This is a genomic window from Shinella curvata (assembly GCF_022899935.1).
Taxonomy (GTDB): domain Bacteria; phylum Pseudomonadota; class Alphaproteobacteria; order Rhizobiales; family Rhizobiaceae; genus Shinella; species Shinella curvata.
The window spans coordinates 46,662-66,235 of sequence record NZ_JALJCJ010000006.1 but is presented as its reverse complement, the minus strand read 5'-3'; the positions used below and the strand labels follow the sequence as shown (position 1 = coordinate 66,235).

General features: G+C 62.3%; 18 protein-coding genes. 3 read left to right on the top strand and 15 right to left on the bottom strand.

Going from position 1 to position 19,574, the window contains the following annotated elements; all coding sequences use genetic code 11:
• Window positions 1–16 precede the first annotated feature (16 nt).
• The 4 genes from MUU55_RS21130 to MUU55_RS21115 all read right to left on the bottom strand — a co-directional run bounded on the left by MUU55_RS21130 (window position 17) and on the right by MUU55_RS21115 (window position 4,984).
• Entirely contained in the window at window positions 17–1,363 is a 1,347-nt protein-coding gene (locus MUU55_RS21130; protein WP_244762762.1) for an NAD(P)/FAD-dependent oxidoreductase, read from the bottom strand.
• Window positions 1,360–2,859 (bottom strand): aldehyde dehydrogenase, encoded by a 1,500-nt coding sequence (locus tag MUU55_RS21125; protein ID WP_244762761.1) that lies wholly within the window; start codon window positions 2,857–2,859, stop codon window positions 1,360–1,362. Before MUU55_RS21125 ends, MUU55_RS21130 begins: the two co-directional genes overlap by 4 nt.
• A 2-nt stretch (window positions 2,860–2,861) precedes the next feature.
• Window positions 2,862–3,767 carry a dihydrodipicolinate synthase family protein gene (locus MUU55_RS21120; protein ID WP_244762760.1) on the bottom strand — a complete coding sequence of 302 codons (906 nt, stop codon included), beginning with the start codon at window positions 3,765–3,767 and terminating at the stop codon, window positions 2,862–2,864.
• Between the two features lie 191 nt (window positions 3,768–3,958).
• Window positions 3,959–4,984 (bottom strand): GlxA family transcriptional regulator, encoded by a 1,026-nt coding sequence (locus MUU55_RS21115; protein ID WP_244762759.1) that lies wholly within the window; start codon window positions 4,982–4,984, stop codon window positions 3,959–3,961.
• A 171-nt stretch (window positions 4,985–5,155) separates the two neighbouring features.
• Here MUU55_RS21115 and MUU55_RS21110 point away from each other — a divergent pair, with 171 nt between their 5' ends.
• Both MUU55_RS21110 and MUU55_RS21105 read left to right on the top strand, forming a co-directional pair.
• Complete coding sequence (locus MUU55_RS21110; RefSeq protein ID WP_244762758.1) at window positions 5,156–6,151, top strand: ABC transporter substrate-binding protein; 996 nt, start codon at window positions 5,156–5,158, stop codon at window positions 6,149–6,151.
• A 66-nt stretch (window positions 6,152–6,217) separates the two neighbouring features.
• On the top strand, window positions 6,218–8,245 hold the full coding sequence (locus tag MUU55_RS21105; RefSeq protein WP_244762757.1) for an oxidoreductase: 2,028 nt from the start codon (window positions 6,218–6,220) through the stop codon (window positions 8,243–8,245).
• 67 nt (window positions 8,246–8,312) lie between these two features.
• Here MUU55_RS21105 and MUU55_RS21100 read toward each other — a convergent pair whose 3' ends face one another.
• From MUU55_RS21100 to MUU55_RS21080, 5 genes are all read right to left on the bottom strand, one after another.
• Window positions 8,313–9,347: a quaternary amine ABC transporter ATP-binding protein gene (locus MUU55_RS21100; RefSeq protein ID WP_244762756.1), complete on the bottom strand. Its 1,035-nt coding sequence runs from the start codon at window positions 9,345–9,347 to the stop codon at window positions 8,313–8,315.
• A complete protein-coding gene (locus MUU55_RS21095) occupies window positions 9,340–10,227 on the bottom strand; it encodes an ABC transporter permease (protein ID WP_244762755.1) in 888 nt (295 codons plus the stop codon). The genes MUU55_RS21100 and MUU55_RS21095 overlap by 8 nt, the downstream gene beginning before the upstream one ends.
• 132 nt (window positions 10,228–10,359) lie before the next feature.
• Window positions 10,360–11,361, bottom strand: coding sequence for an ABC transporter substrate-binding protein (locus MUU55_RS21090; RefSeq protein WP_244762754.1), 1,002 nt, complete (start codon window positions 11,359–11,361; stop codon window positions 10,360–10,362).
• Window positions 11,362–11,454: 93 nt separating this feature from the next.
• Window positions 11,455–12,801 carry an NAD(P)/FAD-dependent oxidoreductase gene (locus MUU55_RS21085; protein ID WP_244762753.1) on the bottom strand — a complete coding sequence of 449 codons (1,347 nt, stop codon included), beginning with the start codon at window positions 12,799–12,801 and terminating at the stop codon, window positions 11,455–11,457.
• Between the two features lie 4 nt (window positions 12,802–12,805).
• The gene (locus MUU55_RS21080) at window positions 12,806–13,690 is read right to left on the bottom strand and encodes a dihydrodipicolinate synthase family protein (protein ID WP_244762752.1); all 885 of its coding nucleotides are present in this window, start codon (window positions 13,688–13,690) and stop codon (window positions 12,806–12,808) included.
• Between the two features lie 258 nt (window positions 13,691–13,948).
• Between MUU55_RS21080 and MUU55_RS21075 the strand changes: the two genes are divergently transcribed.
• The gene (locus MUU55_RS21075; RefSeq protein ID WP_244762751.1) at window positions 13,949–14,662 is read left to right on the top strand and encodes a GntR family transcriptional regulator; all 714 of its coding nucleotides are present in this window, start codon (window positions 13,949–13,951) and stop codon (window positions 14,660–14,662) included.
• Between the two features lie 253 nt (window positions 14,663–14,915).
• On the opposite strand, the gene MUU55_RS21070 is transcribed toward MUU55_RS21075, so the two are convergent.
• The 6 genes from MUU55_RS21070 to MUU55_RS21045 form a co-directional block, all read right to left on the bottom strand.
• Window positions 14,916–15,644, bottom strand: coding sequence for an SDR family oxidoreductase (locus tag MUU55_RS21070; protein ID WP_244762750.1), 729 nt, complete (start codon window positions 15,642–15,644; stop codon window positions 14,916–14,918).
• A gap of 21 nt (window positions 15,645–15,665) precedes the next feature.
• Complete coding sequence (locus MUU55_RS21065; protein WP_244762749.1) at window positions 15,666–16,394, bottom strand: SDR family oxidoreductase; 729 nt, start codon at window positions 16,392–16,394, stop codon at window positions 15,666–15,668.
• Window positions 16,395–16,419: 25 nt separating this feature from the next.
• The gene (locus tag MUU55_RS21060) at window positions 16,420–17,490 is read right to left on the bottom strand and encodes an ABC transporter ATP-binding protein (protein ID WP_244762748.1); all 1,071 of its coding nucleotides are present in this window, start codon (window positions 17,488–17,490) and stop codon (window positions 16,420–16,422) included.
• Between the two features lie 66 nt (window positions 17,491–17,556).
• A complete protein-coding gene (locus MUU55_RS21055) occupies window positions 17,557–18,327 on the bottom strand; it encodes an SDR family NAD(P)-dependent oxidoreductase (protein WP_244762747.1) in 771 nt (256 codons plus the stop codon).
• Between the two features lies 1 nt (window position 18,328).
• Window positions 18,329–19,369 (bottom strand): NAD(P)-dependent alcohol dehydrogenase, encoded by a 1,041-nt coding sequence (locus tag MUU55_RS21050; RefSeq protein WP_244762746.1) that lies wholly within the window; start codon window positions 19,367–19,369, stop codon window positions 18,329–18,331.
• Between the two features lie 4 nt (window positions 19,370–19,373).
• Window positions 19,374–19,571, bottom strand: coding sequence for a DUF2160 family membrane protein (locus tag MUU55_RS21045; protein WP_244762745.1), 198 nt, complete (start codon window positions 19,569–19,571; stop codon window positions 19,374–19,376).
• Between the last annotated feature and the right edge of the window lie 3 nt (window positions 19,572–19,574).

Sequence of the window (19,574 nt, the reverse complement as noted above, 5' to 3'; positions counted from 1 at the left end):
CTTCGCAGAGGCGGCGCTATTGCTGGCGCGCCAGCCATTCCCGCCATTTCATGTAGAGGTTTGCGCCAATTTGGGCGAAAGGGGATGGGGCGAGTTTTGCCGGTTCGTCTTCGGCGAGGAAATGGGCTGAGGCGTCCGAGGGGTTGCCAGCGAGGAGATCTGCCGCGCCGATGCCCAACAACGTGCTGCGCACGGTGCCAAGACCGTTGCAGCCGACGGCCGAGAACAGGCCTTTCTCCAGTTCCCGCATGACCGAGACGCCGTTCCAGGTCAGGCAGAGATGGCCGGCCCAAGTGAACTCCATCGGCACATCGGCAAGAGCTGGAAACCGATCGGCGAACTTGCGCCGATGGACGCGCGCGGTGCGGGCGAGAGCGGCTTCCGGCGCGACCATGCCCGGCAGGAAGGTGGCGCAGGTGCGGGTGACGATGCGGTTGCCGCCCTGGGCGGTATCGATTTTGCGCATGGTCGTGCCCATCGGATCGGAGGGCGTGATGCCCCAGCGCGGCTGGCCACCAAGCTTTGCAAGCGTGCTGCGGTCGAGTTCCGCCGTCATCGAGGCGTAGAGGAAGATATGCATCAGCCGGCCGCGCTTGAAACCGAAGCTTTCAAGGTGGCCGTTGTTGGCGAGGATCACCTTGGCGGCGCTGACTTTCCCGCGCGGCGTCGTCAGTTCCCAACTCTGTCCCGTCTGGGCGATGCGTGAGACAGGGGATTCCTCGAAGATAAGAACACCCGCCTTGCGCAGCCCTTCGCCGACGGAACGGATATAGCCCGCCGGCTGGATCATGACCGTGCCGGGCGTATAGAGGCCGGAGCGATAATGCCGGCTGCCGGTCACATCAAGCATCGCCTTCTCGTCGAGTATTTCGCTTGCCTCGCCGAGGTGCCTGAGATGGGCGGCGTAGCTGGCATTCAGGGCATGGGCCTTGCCGCTCGCCGCACCGTTGATCTTGCCGGCCGGGTCGAACCAGGCGGGATCGATGCCGTATTCTTCGACAGCGGACCGTGCGAAGGCGATAGCCGCTCGGTTGAGATCGATGGTCTTCCGGTCGGCCTCTAGGCCCTTGCCGGAATAGTCCTCAGAGGAGACATCGTGCGGCAGGTCAATCATGAAGCCGGAATTGCGCCCCGATGCGCCTTCCGCCAGCCGTCCCGCATCGATCACGGCGACACGGATTTTGGGATCGATCTGATGAAGCCGGCGCGCGGCGGAGAGGCCGGCAAAGCCGCTGCCGACGATAGCGACGTCGACCGCGTAATTTTCCTCGATCCTTACCGGCAGCGGCTGATCGGGAAGGATAGCGCTCCAGGCTGCCGGCCCGCGATGGACCGGCAGTCTTCTGGCCTCAAGGGTGGTCACGCCACAGCCTCGTCGACATCGTCGGTGAGGTCGATCCAGATCGTCTTGATGCGCGTGTACTGGTCATGCGCATGGATCCCGTTGTCGCGACCGCCGAAGCCGGATGACTTGAAACCGCCGAACGGCGTCGTGATGTCGCCCTCGCCGAAGCAGTTGACGGTCACGGTGCCGGCGCGGATGGCGCGGGCGCCGCGGATCGCCCGCTTGGCATTGGCGGTATAGATCGAGGCGGCAAGGCCGTATTCCGTGTCGTTGGCGAGCGCGATGGCCTCGTCGTAGCTCTCGACGGTCAGCACGGTCAGGACCGGCCCGAAGATTTCCTCGCGAACGACCTTGGCCTCGCGGTCGGTGACATCGATGATCGTCGGCTCGACGAAGCCGTCCTTGGCCTTGCCGCCGAGCACGATCTTCTGGCCCTTTTCGAGATAGGATGCGACCTTCTCGAAATGCGCCTTGGAGACGAGCGCGCCGACGCGGTTTTCCGGGTTGAGCGGATCGCCCATCGGCCACTCGCGGGCATGCGCCACCATGCGCTTCAGGAGTTCGTCCTTGATGCCGCGCTGGACGATCAGGCGCGAGGAGGCCGAGCAATTTTCGCCCATGTTCCAGAAGGCGCCGTTGACGAGGTGGGCGGCGACGCGGTCGAGGTTCTCCGCATCGTCAAGCACCACGGCCGGGTTCTTGCCGCCCATTTCGAGGGTGACTTCCTTGAGGTTGGACTCGGCCGAATAGCGCGGGAAGCGGCGGCCGGTCTCGGTAGAGCCGGTGAACGACACCATGTCGACGTCCATGTGCTTGCCGAGCGGTTCGCCGACATCGGCGCCACCACCGGGCAGCACGTTGAACACGCCGGCCGGAATGCCGGCTTCCATGGCGAGTTCGGCGACGCGCAGCGCCGTCAGCGTGGTCTCCTTGGCCGGCTTGACGATGACCGAGTTGCCGGCGGCGAGTGCCGGGCCGATCTTCCAGGCGAGCATGAGAAGCGGGAAGTTCCACGGCAGCACGAGGCCGACGACGCCGACGGGCTCGCGCACCACCAGGGCGATGTGATTGTCGGAAGCCGGCGATACCTGGTCGTAGATCTTGTCGATCAGTTCGGCATGCCAGGTCAGGCAATGGATGGTCTCGGGAACGTCGACATTCTCGCAGTCATAGATCGTCTTGCCGCTGTCGAGGCTTTCCAGCACCGCCAGTTCGCGGGCATTGCGCTTCAGGAGCCTGGCGAAGCCGATGAGGATTTCCTTGCGTGCCGTCGGATGCAGGCGCGACCAGCGACCGTCCTCGAAGGCATCGCGCGCCTTGGACACGGCGAAGTCGACATCCTCGGGGCCACAGGCGGCGATCTTGGCGAGAACCTTGCCGGTGGCGGGGTTGGTCGTCTCGAAGGTCTTGCCCGAGATCGCCGGCCGGAAGGCGCCGTCGATGAAGGCCTGCGTCGGGAATTCGAGTGTTTCGGCAATCGCCTTGTATTCGTCGTGTGTCATAAGATCGCCCATGCTCATGCCTCCGCTTCGATCTGTGCAATCGTGCGCTTGACGACGCGCACCACCTGTTCCAGTTGCCGCATGTCATCCTTGTTCAGCGGTTTGAGCGGCGCGCGCGGCGGGCCGGCGACGAAGCCGTTCATCTCGCAGCCGTGCTTGATGCACTGGATGAACTTGCCGCCCTGTTCGAGCACGCGCATCAGCGGCATCAGCGCCGACATGATGCGGCGGCCCTTGGCGAAGTTGCCTTCGAGCACGCAGGCCTTGTAGAGCGCGATGTGTTCGGCGGGCAGGAAGTTCGAGCCGCCGCAGACCCAGCTCCGGGCCCCCCAGGCGAAAAACTCGAGCGCCTGGTCGTCCATGCCGCAGGACATCTGGATATGCGGATAGTCGCGGGCGAGCAGATGCACGCGGTTGATATCGCCCGAGCTTTCCTTGATCGACTGGAAATTGCGGCTGCGGCCGACGCGGTCGAGGAATTCCTCGCCCATATTGATGCCCATGCGGCCGGGATAGTTGTAGAGCATGATCGGCAGGTCGGCGGCGCGGTCGATGGCCAGCGCGTTCAACGCATTCTCCCGCTCCGTCGGCACCGAATAGGGCGGCGAGCCGACGAGGATGGCGGCTGCGCCGATCTTTGCTGCGGTCTCTGCCATGACGATCGAATCTTCCAGGCGGATTGCGACGGTGCCCACCACGAGCGGCACGCGATCGCCGATCACGTCCTTGGCAAGTTTGGCCATCTCCACGCGCTCGTCCATCGATTGGGCGTAATATTCGCCCGTCGAGCCGCCATTGATCAGGCCGTGAACGCCGGAAGCGATCAGGTGCTCGATCATGCGGCCGAAGGCGTCCCGATCGATCGAACCATCCGCGCGATGCGGCGTGATGACCGGCGTGTAGATGCCGTCAAAATTCATGGATTTCCTCCTGGATTGTCGGTTCGATAGCCGAGCCGGAGTTTCCCCGTTTCATCGGTCAATCGGAATAGACTTACTGTAGCGCGATAGAAGACATAATGTCTACAATAAAAATACACAGATCGAGACGCGCTGCGCCGACCGGCGCAGGCGCGTGCATTCGGTGCCGGCTCTCGGTTCTGGGAGAGTGATCAGCGCAGGCCGAGTTCGCGGTGTTCGCGGCGCAGCTTTGCGGGTGTGATGTGATAGGTACGCCGGAACCAGTTGACGAGGTGAGCGCAATCCGTGAAGCCGCATTCATAGGCGATCTGGGCGATGGAACGGTCGCTGTTCAGAACCATCCATTTTGCCGCTTTCAGCCGCATCTGCCGCCAGTATTGACTGGGCGCCACCTGCAGGTGCCTTTGGAACAGGCGGGATAATTCCCGCTCCGACGTGCCGACGCTTGCTGCGATCTCGGCGACGGAACAGAGCTCGTACATTTTCTGGCGCATCAGACCGATGGCATTGGCCACGCGGCGATCCTCGCATTTGAGGCCGATATCCTGTTCCTCGACCGCCGCATTCTGCTCGAAACCCTGGTTGCCGAGCAGATAGTGGAAGGCCTTGTGAGCACGGGATTCGCCGCAGGCATTGGCGACGAGATACATGGCAAGCCGGATTGATGCCAGGCCGCCGGGGCAGGTGATGATGTTGCCATCGGCCACCACCGGCCTGTCCGTGACGGGAATGACATCGGGAAAGGTCTGACGCAGAGCGCCAGCCAGCGAGAAATGCACCGCGCACCGTTTGCCGGCGAGCAAGCCCGCTTCTGCCAGAATGAAGCTCCCCGAGCAGTTTCCGGCGACGGGAACACCCAGGCGCGCGGCGGAAAGCACGAACTCGTAAAGTGCCTGCGGGACCGTATGCCCGCCATGCAGGATACCGCCGTGTACGACGATGACATCATAGTCGCGCGGGTCGCCATAGGTCCGGCCGGGCGTCAACTCCAGCCCGCAACTCGCGCGCACGGGGTCGAGCGTGTGCGACAGCAGATCCCAGTCACAATAGATCCGCCGGCTGTAGTCGCTCTCGTCGCCGGCCAGCCGCAGGAAATCGGTGAAGCAGCCGAGTGGCATCAGCGTGAAATTCGGGGCGACGACGATGCCGACCCGGAGCGGTGGGGCGATATCCGGTGGTGGCTTGCTTGGTCCCAGCGGGGCGTAGTCACGCTGCAAGATGGGTCTCCGTGCCACCGAAATTGTCCTAAACGTACAATACGACGCTGATGAAGGCAAATAGCATTGGTTTCGCGTTGGAAGGGCGTGGAAAGGCGCGATGCAGGACCCGGAAACAGCCGTTTCCGCCCCGCCAGGCAAATTCATCAAAAATGCGAATAGGGGAACAGGATGAACAAGCTTCTCGCACTTTCGACGGTCGCGCTGACCGTTGGTTTCGCCCATGGCGCCCATGCCGATTGCGGCACGGTCACCGTGGCGAACATGAACTGGCAAAGCGGTGAACTTCTCGCGCATGTCGACAAATTCATTCTGGAGCATGGCTTCGGCTGTCAGGTCGAATTCGTGCCCGGCGATACCGTGCCGACGATCACGTCCATGGTTGAAAAGGGCCAGCCCGACATTGCCGGCGAGTCCTGGGTGGACCTCGTTCCGGAAATCGTCAAGCGCGGCGTCGACGAGAGAAGGATTGTAAATATCGGACCGGCGCTTTCGGACGGCGGTATCCAAGGCTGGTACATTCCGAAATTCATCGTCGACGCCCATCCCGCCATCAGGACCGTCGACGACGCCTTCGCCCATCCAGAGCTTTTCCCGGCGCCGGAGAATGCCGCGCGGGGTGCGGTGTTCAACGGCCCGCAGGGTTCTGGCGGTTCCGTGGTCAGTGCGCAGCTGTTCAAGGCCTATGGCGGTGAGGCCAAGGGTTTTGACCTCGTTGACCCCGGTACCCAGGCCGGTCTCGACGGTGCCATGGCCAAGGCCTACGAGCGCAAGGAGGGCTGGATGGGCTATTACTGGTCGCCGACGGCGCTGCTCGGAAAATACGAAATGGTGCGCCTCGATGCCGGCGTGACCCATGATGCGGCGGAGTGGAAGCGTTGCAACACCGTCGCCGATTGTGCCGATCCCAAGAAGAACGAATGGCCGAAGGACAATGTCGTGACGCTTGTCTCGCAACGCCTCGCCGACAGTGGCAATGCTGGTGTGATCGACTATCTTCGCAAGCGGTCGTGGGACAACCAGACCGTCAGCGCGGTCATGTCATGGATGACCGATACGCAGGCGAGCGGCGAGGATGGCGCGGTGCATTTCTTCAAGGGGAATCCGGACCTCTGGAAATCCTGGCTGAGCACCGATGTCGCGGACAAGATTTCCGCTGCCCTTTGAGTTCGTGGCGCGGGTCCTTCGGGGCCCGCGCAACCGCATCGTACCCGACATCTTTCAGGAACCAAGATGACTCCTCCGTTTCCCAAGACCTTTTCCGAAATCAAGCTCGCCGGCCATACGCTGCGCAACAGGATCGTCTTCGGTGCGCACACTGCCAACATGTCCATTGATGGACTGCCGAGTGAACAGACGATCGCCTATTATGTCGAGCGGGCGCTTGGCGGTGCGGCGATGATTGTTGTCGAGCCGATGCCGGTGCATCCGGCGACCGTGCTGACGCGCGGCAATTTTCGGACCTGCGACGATTCTGTGATCCCAGCCTTCGGCAAATTGACGGAGAGCGTGAAGCGACATGGCGCGGTCGTCATCCAGCAACTCTATCACGTCGGCAGCCATGGCGATTCCGATCTGTCCTTTCATGCGCACTGGTCGCCATCAGGTGCTGCGAGTTACCACGACAGCGACGGCTCCCACGCGATGACGGAAGCCGAGATCGAGGAGACCATCGCGGCCTTCGTCAATGCGGCACGGCGCTGTCAGGCGGCTGGGTTCGATGGCGTGGAGGTCTGGGCGGCCTATGGCGGCCTGCTCGATCAGTTCTGGACGCCCTACTACAACAGGCGCGAGGACCAATGGGGCGGCAGCCTGGAAAACCGCATGCGGTTTTCCCGCGAAATCCTGAGTCGTATCCGCCGGCTCTGCGGTCCGGATTTCATCGTCGGTCTGACGGTCAGCGACGAGCCGGGCTGTCCCACCGCCGTTGCGCGCGACGAGATCACGGAAATCGTCGCCGGCCTGGATGCGGATGGGCTGATCGACTATGTCACCTGCGGTTCCGGTGGCTATTTCGACTATGGCAGCCTGATGCCGACCTTCCTCTATCCGGAACGGCTCGGGATCGAGCTTTCGGCACGGCTGAAAAAGGTCGTCAGCCGCGCCCTGGTCACCGCCGAGAGCCACATCCGGACCCCCGAGAATGCCGAGATCACGCTGGGCGAGGGGGCCGCCGATCTCGTTTCCATCGTGCGTGGCCAGATCGCCGATCCGCATCTTGCCAACAAGGCGAGGGCCGGCACGCCGGAAGACATTCGCGGCTGTCTATCCTGCAACCAGATGTGCTGGGGGCGGCGGTCGCGGGATTACTGGATCAGCTGTCTCATCAACCCCTCGGTCGGCCGGGAGGCCGAATGGGGTGGTGACCGGTTCGAGCGTGTGGCGGATCCGCAATCCGTGCTGGTCGTCGGTGGTGGGCCGGCCGGGCTGGAGGCCGCGCGGGTCGCGGCGGAAAGGGGGCATCGCGTCGTGTTGGCGGAAGCCTCCGACAAGCTCGGCGGCGCCTTCCGGCTTGCCGGCGAGCAGCCGCGCCGCGCGCAGATTCTCGATCTCATCCGCTGGTACGAAACTCGCTTCGAAAAACTCGGCGTCGAAGTTCGGCTGAACGCCTATCTGGAAGGGGGTGACGTCGTGGAGATCGGCGCTGACGTCGTCATCCTCGCCACCGGCTCCCTGCCGTTGGAAACCGGTTTCCAGAAGGCGCGGCCGGATCATCCGTCGCTCGACGGTATCGCGCGCGGCAACGTGTTTTCCGCCGAAAGTGTCATGGCCCGGCAGGCGCGGCTCGGCCGCCGCGTGGTGGTGGTGGACGAAATCGGGGGATGGAAAGGGTGTGGCACGGCCTGGAAGCTTGCCGAGCAGGGCCATGACGTCACCATTGTGACGCCAGATGCGCTGGTCGGCAAGGAACTGCAACGCACCGCCGCCGATGTTGCCCTGCGCCGCACGCTGAGCCAGCTCGGTGTCGTGTTCCGCACGGAAACGAGCGTCGAGAGCTGGTATGGCGATGCGGCGACACTCGTCTCGCATCTGACGGGAAAACACGAGACGATCGAAGCCGACAGCCTGGTCTTCGCTACGACCAATGTCGCGGCGAACTGGCTGGCGCTGGAACTGGCGGAACTGAGCATACCCTTCGTCGAGATCGGCGACGGCGTGGCGCCGCGCCAGGCGCCCTATGCCTTTTACGAGGGGCGGCGCGCCGGCATGGCGATCAAGGCCGCGGCTGCGGAGACCCTAAACGAGACCCGTGTCGCCTGAAAAGGTTACTTGGCGAGATGGGAATTGACGATGACCGCCCTTTCGGGGGCGGTCATTTTATTTAGCGCTAGTGGGCATTGACCATGGCGCCAGAGAGTTGGCGGAGGCTGACGATGCCCAGGGGCGCGCCTGTGGGCGAGACGACGACGCCCTCGTCGGCGACTTCTCGCGAGAGTATGCGCAGAGTGTCTTCGACGGTGGTGCCGATAGGGATGGCGGGCTTGCCCGAGACGGGTGACGTGGCCGGCGTCATGACGGCTTCGACATGGACGACGCGGCCGCGGTTCACTTCCTTGACGAAGTTGGCGACATAGTCATCGGCGGGGCGCAGCACGATGTCTTGGCTGGTGCCCTGCTGAATGACCTCCCCGTCGCGCAGGATGGCGATCTGGTCGCCGAGACGCAGCGCCTCGTCGAGATCGTGGGTGATGAACACGATGGTCTTCCTGATCTCCTTCTGCAGATCGAGCAGCACCGTCTGCATATCCATGCGGATGAGTGGATCGAGGGCGGAATAGGCCTCGTCCATCAGGAGGACAGGTGCGTCATTGGCCAGCGCCCGAGCCAGGCCGACACGCTGCTGCATGCCGCCCGACAGCTGGTTGGGATACTTTTCCTCGAACCCCTTGAGCCCGACCCGCTCCAGCCAGCGCATGGCGATATCGAGGCTCTTGTCGCGCGCAATGCCCTGGATCTCCAGCCCGAAGATCGTGTTGTCGAGCACGGTGCGGTGCGGAAGCAGCGCGAACTTCTGGAACACCATCGCCGTCTGGTGGCGGCGGAATTCGCGCAGGTCCGCCTCGTTCATTTTCACCACGTCGACACCGTCGACGAGGACCTCGCCGGCCGTCGGATCAATGAGCCGGTTGATGTGGCGGATGAGCGTCGACTTGCCCGAACCGGACAGGCCCATGATGACCTGAATGGAGCCGGAGGGCATTTCGATATTGATGTCGCGCAAGCCCAGCACATGGCCGTATTTGGCGTTGAGTTCGGCCTTGGTGAGGCCGTTCTTCACGGCCTCGACATGGGCGCCCGCATTGGGTCCGAAGATCTTGTAGAGGTGGCGGATCTTGATGCCGCCGAAGACCTGATCAGCCATGGACGATCTCCCGGTGCTTCTGAAGGCGCTGGCCATAGGCCTGGCTGACGCGGTCGAACATGATGGCGATGCCGACGATGGCAAGGCCGTTGAAGATGCCCAGTGTGAAATACTGGTTGGCGATGGCTTTCAGGACCGGCTGGCCGAGGCCTTGGACGCCGATCATCGAGGCGATGACCACCATGGCGAGCGCCATCATGATCGTCTGGTTGATGCCGGCCATGATGGTGGGCAGCGCCAGCGGCAGCTGGACTTTGAAGAGCTTCTGCCTGTTGTCGGCGCCGAACGCATCGGCGGCTTCGAGCACGTCCTTGTCGACAAGGCGAATGCCGAGGTCGGTGAGGCGGATCATCGGCGGGATGGCATAGATGACAACGGCGATCAGGCCGGGCACCTTGCCGATGCCGAGCAGCATGACGACCGGGATGAGATAGACGAAACTCGGCATGGTCTGCATGACGTCGAGCACCGGATTGATGACCCGCTGCATCCTGTCGGAGCGCGCCATCAGGATACCGATCGGGATGCCGATGGCGATCGACAGCACGGTACAGACGAAGATCATCGAGATCGTCCGCATCGTATCGTCCCACATGTCGAAATAGCCGATAAGCATCAGCGTCGCGAGACATCCGGCGACAATCTTCAGGCTGCGCGTCGCGGCATAGGCAATGGCGAGGATGAGCAGCGTGATAATCGGCCAGGGCGTCTTCAGCATGAAGCGCTCGGCTGCGATCAGGAAGTGCTGCAGGGGCGTGAAAAAACCCTCGATGATGTCGCCATAGCTGCGGGTGAAGCCGCGAAAGCCATCGTCGATGACCTTCTTGAGGTCCCTGAGCGAATTGTCGTCCATGTGCGGAAATTTGTAAAACCAGTCCATCCTGTTCCCCAATCCGGAAAGAAGCCGATTGCCTGTTCTTCTTGTTGTCGCGGCAAATGAGGTGCGATGCGCCCGCAGACACATCGCACCGGTTCTCAAAGGCCTGCCTTCATGCAGCCCTTCAGGCGAGGCTTAGAGCGCAGCCTCGATTTTTTCTGCGGCTTCCGGAGAGACCCAGTCCTTCCAGATATCCTTGTTCTCTTCGAGGAAGTGTTTTGCGCCATCCTCGCCGCTCGCCTGGTTGTCCGTCATCCAGGCCATCAGCTGGCCGAGCGTCTGGTTGCTCCAGGAGCGCTTCTTGAGATAGTCCATGACCTCTGGACCGGCCTTTTCGGAAAAGGGCTTGGCGACCAGCGTCACGATTGTGTCGACTGGCCATGCATTCGGCTTGGGGTCAGGGCAATCCGCCACGGTGTTGCAGCGCTTCCATTCGGCCGGGTCGTTTTCCACGCCGTATTCGAGCTTGACCATCTCGTATTTGCCGAGAAGGGCGGTCGGTGCCCAATAGTAGCCGACCCAGGCTTCCTTGCGCTCATAGGCCTTGGCAATCGAACCGTCGAGACCGGCGGCGGAGCCTGTGTCGATCAGGGTGAAGCCCGCCTTGTCGGCGCCGTAGGCCTTGTAGTACTGGGCGGTCACGACCGTGCCGCCCCAGCCCTGCGGACCGTTGTAGATGGCGCCCTTGCTCGGATCTTCCGGATCGGGGAACAGTTCGGGATGCTTGAACACGTCCTGGATCGTCTTGATGTCGGGATGGGCGTCGGCGAAGTATTTGGGCATCCACCAGCCCTGCACGCCGCCATCGGGCAGCGGCGAGCCGACCTGCACGATGCGGCCCTCGTCAGTGCCCTTCTTGACGACATCGGGAAGCAGGTCGATCCAGGCCTCCGGCGCGATGTCCGGCTGACCCTTCTCGGCCATGGAGGTGATCGTCGGCACGGTGTCGCCGATCGTGATCTCGGCATTGCAGCCGTAACCTTCGTTGAGAATGATCTTGTCGAGATTGGAAATCACCTCGGCGCTCTGCCAGTTCATGCTGGCAATGGTGACATCCCCGCAATCGGCAGCCTGGGCCAGCGAGGCCCCCGCAACCGTTCCAAAAAAGAGGCACGTCGATGCAAGCAGTTTCTTCATTATCGTTCCCTCTGCAGCGGCATTTGGTCCGTGAACGCCGGAGTGCCGCGACATCCGACCGGAATCTCACCAATGAGTGCGGGCGGGCAGCGCCTATTCGGCGCCAGCCCTCCATTCTCGGTATGCAAGGTTCGCCTTCGCGCCGATCGTCCGGAAGGGCTGCGGCGGCAGGGATCTGGGCGCATCGAACCGCGCGAAAATTTCGGTCATTCTGGTCTTCTGACCAAGCATCAGCTCGGCTGCCGCGATACCGTTCGCCGTCGCCTTCGTCGCGCCAACGCCATTGCACCCGCAGGCGGCGAAGATGCCCCGCTCGATCTCACCGAACGCTGGTACCGCATTCAACGTCACAGCCATCGCGCCGCCCCAACGAAATTGCATGGGGATATCCTTGAGCGCCGGGAAACGTGCCCGATATTTTTCATCGTGTTTGGCACTGGCCCGGCGCAGCGTTCCTTCGCCGGCTTCGATGTTGGGATGATAGGTGTAGCGGGAGCGGACCAGGATGCGGTCGCCGGTCCCACCCTCGACGCGCCTGACCGTCGTGCCCATGGGAAGGGCGGGTGTCGCGGCCCATTTGCGCTGGCCCGGCAACCGGACTGGATCGAATTCATGCGTCATGGAGGCGAACGTGAAGATGTGAAGCAGCCGGCTCTTGAAGAAGCCGAAGCTTTCCGCATGACCGTTGTTCGCGAGGATGATCCTGCCGCAGCCGATCGAGCCTTGCGGTGTCTTCACCAGCCACCCGGCGCCCGCCTCCTCGATCTGCACCGCGGGGGTTTTCTCATGGATTCGGACGGGGTCTCGAAGGCTGTCGGCGAGCCCGCGGATATAGGCCGCCGGTTGCACCATGACGGTGCCGGGCGTGAACAGGGCCGACGTGTAGGTGGTCGTGCCGGTTACGTCCGCGATGTCGCTGGCAGTCATCAGCTGGTGTTTTTCATCAAGCTTTACCAGCGCTTTAGCGTAGTCGGCGAGATGGTGGTCGCCCTCGCTGCCGATAGAGACGCTGTATCGTCCACAGGGATCGAAAACATCGCGGCTCCAACCCTCTTCGGCAGCGACCGTGCTTGCGAGGGCAATGGCGGTGCGGCTGATTTCGATCGCCTCCCGGCTCCTGGCTACGGTATCGCTGCCGTAATCCTGCGAGGAGACGTCGTGTGGCAGGTCGATGATGAAACCGGAATTGCGTCCGGCCGCCGCTTCGCCGATCACGCCGGCTTCCAGCACCGTGATCTTGAGTGTAGGATCCAGTTCCCGCAGGCGGCGCGCGGCGGAAAGGCCGGCAAAGCCGCCGCCGATGACCACGACGTCGGCCGTGGCGTGTCCTTCGAGGTGCGGCTTTTCCTTGCGTCGCGGCAGCATCGCCACCCAGGCGGACAGCCCGGTGTGCCGGGGGAGTCGCGAGGCTGCGAAAACCTTTTTCGCCGAGGATGCCAAAGGTCTAGCCCTCCAGCTCGATCAGCTGGCCAAGCGTAGTGCGCAGCGTCTTGATCCGCTCGGCTGGAAGGCCGCGCAGCGGCTTGCGCGGGTCGCCCGCGCCATAGCCGGTGAGGGCTGCCGCGGCATAAACCGATTGCACGTAGTCGCCTTCCCAGAGCAACGACATAATGGGTTCCAGAATTGTCCAGATGTCGCGCGCCGTGTTCCAGTCCCGCGCCTCTGCCGCCGCCACCAGCGCAAGGCAGGTGCGTGGGGCGATGTTCGCGCCGCCCCAGATGAGGCCGCGCGCGCCTGAAAACAGCGCAAAGGGCACCAGATTGTCAGCGCCGTTCATGACGGGAAGGCCGGTGCGGATAAGGGAGGCCTGCCGGCCGAGGTCGCCACTGCTGTCCTTGACTGCGCAGAAGTTCGGGATCGCGCACAGATCCTGCAAAAGCGAGGGCGTCACCGTGACGCCGACTGCGTGCGGGACGTTGTATCCGATGACAGGCAATCCGGCGGCGGCAACCTCCGTATAAAAATCGATGATGCCCTGATCGTCGGTCGGGCCCTCGAAAAAGGGCGGCAGGACCATCACGCCGTCCGCGCCGCAATCGGCCGCATGTTTCGTGCGGGCGACGACGTCGCTGGACAGAAGCGCGGATGTCTGGGCGATGACTTTCGCACGCCCATTGATGATTCTCGACCCGCGCCGCACGAGTTCGTCCGATTCCTCGCGTGAAAGATAGACATGCATGCCCGTGCCTGAGCTGAGGACAAAGCCAGGGACGCCGAGTGCCAGGTAGCGTTCGAGGTTTTGTTCCAGCCGCGCATAGTCGATGCGACCTTCGGTATCGAAGGGTGTGGCAATAGCGAGGTTCAGGCCGGAAAAAAGGAATTCGGTCATGGCAGCGGGTCCGCGGTTCATTGAGGTTGTCCGGCTGCGTGCGCCGGCTGAACGGTGTCGTCATGCAATGCTATCTTTAAAAGACATTAAGTAGACAATTGATAGACTGTCAAGGGGAGAGCTGATATCTTGTCTCGGCAACGCACTCGAAAGACCTGCGAAAGAGCTCGCAATTTCGGTGCGGCGCGCGATGAAAAGCCGGCTTTGCATTGACCCGCCTACCGATTGTAGACAGATTGCCGCCAAAAGGAGTTCACTATGGCCGTAGAACAAATTCCGACCGAGGCAGGTGCGGGAGGCGATCGCAAGACTGCTCTGAGCGCGAGCTTGCGCCATCGCATCCTGACGATGCAGATTGCGCCGGGGTCCGTGCTGGACGAGATTGCGCTCAGCGAGGAATTCGGCCTGTCACGCCCGCCGGTACGCGAGGCCATGCGCCAGCTTGCCGGCGAGGGCTTTATCGAGCTCGAAGCCAACCGGCCTGCGCGCGTGACGTCTATGAGCTATCAGTCGCTGCGGGACTTCTTCCTGGTGGCGCCGCTGATCTATGCTGCGACGACCCGGCTTGCCGCAGAGGTCGCGACGAAAGCCGACATCGCAAACCTGAAGGAAATCCAGGCGAGCTTCCGCGAGTCCGTGGACGGCGATGACGTTGATGGCCGTGTTTTCTACAATGACCAATTTCACCTGCGTATCGGCGAGGTCGCAAGGAACCCCTATCTTCTGCCCAGCCTGCGCCGTCTGCTGATCGACCACGCGCGCATCGGGAAAATCTTTTACAGACCCGCCAGCGCACAGATGCAGGACAACCTTGAAGAGGCCTGCCGTCAGCATGACGATATCATAGACGCCATTGCCGGCCACGATGCCGACCGTGCCGAAGCACTGGTGCGCGCACATCTCGACCTGTCGCGGAGGAATATGGCGATGTATGCCGCGCCCGAGGGCATGCCTGTCGCTATCGGCGTTTAGGTTCATGGGCCTTGTAGGCTTGGCGAATGACCGATGCGCCTCGGGCAGTGACAGGGTCGCGGATGGCATTGGTGTCGTAGCCGCCGTCTGCGATGAGCCGGCCGAAGCGCCCGGCAGCGGCGGCCGCAAGCTTGCTGGTTCTGCCACCGTACGAGATGCCGATGGCCTGATCGGGTGCGGTCGTTTGTTCGTTGTCGCTTGTCTTATGCGTAAAGCTTGGACTTGAGCTACCGTAACGGTTTGATATGATTGTCTAAACGTCGAAATTGGTCGGCAAGACAATCATGTCCCGGATCGTGACGTTTCGCGGGCGTGTCAGCATGAAGATGATGGCATCGGAGACCTCGGAAGGCTCGATCAGACTTCCGTTGGCTTTTGCTCTCTCAAGGTTTTCCGCGGGCCAATCGGCAAGCAGAGCGGAGACGACCGGGCCGGGCGAGACCTGGCTGACCCTGATGCCGTGGTTTTTCAACTGCCGGCGCATGATCTGGACGAAACTGGTAATCGCCCATTTGGAGCTGGAATAGACCGGCTCCCACTGAATCGGCGCATGGCCGGCTACGGAGCAAGTGACCAGAATGTCCCCGGTCCCGCGCTCGATCATATGCGGAGCGATGTCGCGAACGTTCTTCATGACGGCGTTTATATTGAGGTTCAGCATCCGGTCCATTGCCGCGGTATCGGTGTCGATGAGATCCCCGCCAATGTAGGATCCGGCATTGCAGTGCAGGATGTCGAGGTGGCCGACCTTTGCCAGGATTTCCGGCACCATGGCCGCACAACTTGCGGCGTCCAGAAGATCGGTGACCTGAGTAACGACAGCGTCGCCGAACTCGGCAGCGTATGCTTCCAGCGCCTGTCCGTTATAGTCCACCATCACGACCCTGGCGCCGGCATCGATCAGGGCGCGGGTCGTCGCCAGCCCTATACCGGAGGCCGCGCCGGTTACCGCAGCGATTTTTCCTTCGAGTGATTTGGTCATCTTTTGTCTCCCCTCTTGGTTTCAGACAGCAAGGAAGCCGCCGTCGACTGGTAGGACCGCGCCACTGATCATGGCCGCGTCCTCTGAGATAAGCAGTGAAATTGAGCGTGCGACATCGTCCACCTCTGCAAAACGCGCCATCGGGTGGCGAACCATCATCGGGTCACGTTTGGAGGGGGCGGACCACGCCTTCGCGGCAAGCTCCGTCATCGTAACGGTTGGCGCCACTGCATTGACCCGGATTCCATAGGCGCCGAGTTCCTTGGCCATGACGCGTGTCGCGCCTTCCAGTCCCGCCTTGGAGGCGGCGTAGGCCACGTGATCCACGAAACCACGATGTCCGGCGATCGAGGTCACATTCACGATCGTGCCGCCGCCGCCGTGCGCAATGCGAGCCCGCGCGAACTCCTGCGCGCAAATCAGCGCGGCCCGCAGGTTGATGCCAAGAACCTGCTCATAGCCCTCCTCCGTCATGTCGATGACGCTTTCAAGCACGTTGGTTCCCGCGCAATTGATCAGCGCGTCTGCCAGCCCCGCTTTCTTCATGGCAGCGCGTGCTGCAACATTGTCGGCGAGATCGACGGATATGACGGTTGCGCCGAATTTCGCGGCCAGATCATCCAGATCGGCTTGCGAACGCGACAGGGCCACGATCCGTGCGCCGCGGTGAGTGAGCAGCTCAACACACGCCCGACCGATACCCTTACCAGCACCCGTGATGATGACTGTTTTGCCTGTGAAGTCCGACACGGTTGATCCTTCCGATGCCTGTTGCTCAGAATGCAAGTCTTTGGTCTGTCTGCTTGTCGAACACATGCGCGGCGGCAGGATCGACGTCGAGCCTTATCCGGTCGCCCGGCTTCAATGCGTGGCGCTCGCGAAAGGCGCACAACACCCGCTTGCCAGCCAATTGGGCTGCCAGCAGAATTTCGGCCCCCGTCGGTTCGATCAGCTCGACAGTCGCCGGCACCCCGGCTTCACCATTTGCCAGGATCCACTGGTCAGGGCGGACCCCGTATGTCACCTCCTGGCCTTCACGTGCCCGCATGCCGTGTGGAAGTGTCAGGGCCGAGCCGTCGGCGAGCCGTGCTGCGTTCGCAGACAAATCGATCGTGGCCGGCAGCATGTTCATGGCAGGCGATCCGATGAAACCGGCGACGAAGGTGTTTGCCGGCCTGTCGTAAAGCTCCAGCGGTGCACCGATCTGCTCCACCTTGCCGTCGCGCAGCACGACGATGCGGTCCGCCATCGTCATGGCTTCTATCTGGTCATGCGTGACATAGACGGACGTCGCGCCGAGGCGCTGGTGGAGAGCTTTGATCTCCGAACGCATGTCAACACGCAGCGCTGCGTCCAGGTTTGACAGTGGCTCGTCGAAAAAGAACGCCTTCGGGCTGCGAACCATCGCACGCCCCATGGCAACACGCTGCCGCTGGCCTCCGGAGAGCGCTTTCGGATATCGCTCGAGATAGGGCGTCAGCCGCAGCATCTCGGCAGCCTTGTCGACTTTGACGTTGCGATCGGCAAGATTTTCACCACGCAATTTCAGCGCGAAGGCCATGTTCTCCCGAACCGTCATGTGCGGATAGAGCGCGTAATTCTGGAACACCATCGCCACATCACGGTCTTTGGCGGCGATGTTGTCGACGCGATGTCCGCCAAGCTTGATCGTGCCACCGGTGATCTCCTCGAGGCCGGCGAGCGATCGCAGCAGCGTGGACTTGCCGCAACCGGAGGGACCGACCAGGACGACGAACTCACCGTCGGCGATATCGAAGGAGATGTTGCGCAATGCGTGGTAGGAGCCGTAATGCTTGTCGACTTGGTCGAGCTCGATCGTCGCCATGTGTCAATCCTCAGTCAGTTGTCGCGGCGGGGCCGCCGATCATTCGGAATGGGTGAACGAGAAGCTTCACCATGTCGTGTATCCTGCATCCGCAACGACGATGCTGCCCGTCATCAGGCTGGCGGCATCGGAAGCCAGGAACAGGACGACGGACGCAATCTCCTCGATTTCTCCCATGCGCTTCATCGGCGTCATGTACGTCCAGTCCTTGTCCCAACCGGTCTTTTCGACCGCGGTCTTCGTCATGTCGGTCGCGATATAGGTCGGCGCGACGGCGTTGACGCGGACGCCCCGCTCGGCCCATTCGGCTGCAAGCGACTTTGTCAGCATGTGAACGGCACCCTTCGAGGCGTTATAACCGGACTGCGGCTGCGGCCGGTTGGCGATGATGCCGGAGATCGATCCGATATTGACGATCGAGCCCTTACCTGCCTGCAGCATCAGCTTTCCGAAGGCGCGATTGCTCCAGAACACGCCGTTGACATTCACGTCCGCGACCCTCAGCCAGTCCGTATCGGACATGTCCTCTGCAGGGCTATGCGAGGCAATGCCGGCATTGGCGACCAGAATGTCCACGTGGCCAAGCTCGCTGACGATCGCCGCAGCGACACGGTCGGTTTCGCCGGAATCGGTCACATCGAGACGGACGAATTCGACCTTGCGACCCATCGTGGCGAGCCTCGATACGGCCGCCTGACCGAGCACTTCATCAATATCCGTCAGCACGACATGCGCACCGGCCTCCGAAAGGGCATCGGCACAGGCGTAGCCGATGTTGCGACCCGCCCCGGTAACGACCGCGACCCTTCCGCTGAGGTCGAACTTCTGCAGATACATGCTACCTCCCAAGCTCGATCTGGATCTTCACCGAGGATGGCTTCGGCCGCACGGCGTAATCGAAAGCTTCGACGGCATCTTCAAAAGCGTAGGTATCTGTGATCAGGGCATCGACATTGATCTGGTTCGATCCGAGGAGCGCGACGATACGCGGGTAGACATGGGCGTAACGGAACACGTGTTCGATGCGCAGCTCTTTCGTCTGGGCGATGACGACATCGAGCGGTACCGGCTTCAGGGGCATACCGACAAGAACGATGGAGCCGCCCGGGCAACCATTGTTTATCGTGTCTGCGATCACGTCGGCCGCGCCGGAACATTCGAAGACGACATCGACGCCCCAGCCATCGGTTTCGCGGGCTATGACGCTCTTCAGGTCCTGCGAGCGGACATTGACGGTCATGATGGCGGGGCCAAGCTTGTGCGCCACGGCAAGCTTTTCGTCGACAACGTCGGTGACGATAACTTTGGCGCAGCCGGCCGACAGCGCCGCGATCGCTGTCACCATGCCGATCGGTCCTGCCCCCGTGACCAGCGCGATCGCACCGGGCGTCAGCCGCGCCTTGGAGACCGCGTGAAAGCCTACAGCCAACGGCTCGACCATCGCGCCGGCGGCGTAGGAGACATTGTCCGGAAGCTTAAAAGTGAAGGCCGCCGGATGGACCACGCTCGGTCTCATGACGCCATGCACGGGCGGCGTCGCCCAGAAGCGCACCGCCGGATCGAGATTGTAAAGACCCAGTCGCGACGCGCGACTTTGAGGGTCGGGAATCCCGGGCTCCATGCAGACGCGATCGCCCACTTTCAGGTTCTGGACTGCGCTGCCGACCTCTTCGATGACGCCGGCGGCTTCATGGCCGAGAATCATCGGCTCGCGCACGACGAAAGGCCCGATCGCGCCATGCGTATAGTAGTGAACATCCGATCCGCAGACGCCAACGGTCTTGATGGCGATGCGCACGTCGGTGGGGCCGAGCGACTCCTTGGGGTCCAGGTCGCGAATGCGCAGTTCGTCTTTACGTTCGAGAACGAGTGATCTCATGTCTTCAGCCCTTGCGGATAATGAACACGGCCAGCGCCAGGCAGAGCCCGGTCGCCACCCATAGGGGCAACACGCCCTCCAGGAAGCGCATCCACAGAAGATGCACCAGGATCAGGATCACGACCGAGATGAAGCCCCGGTCGAAGCCGTTGGTTCGGATGGGGAGGAAACCGCCGGTTTTTTTAAGTGGAACACCAGCCATTAT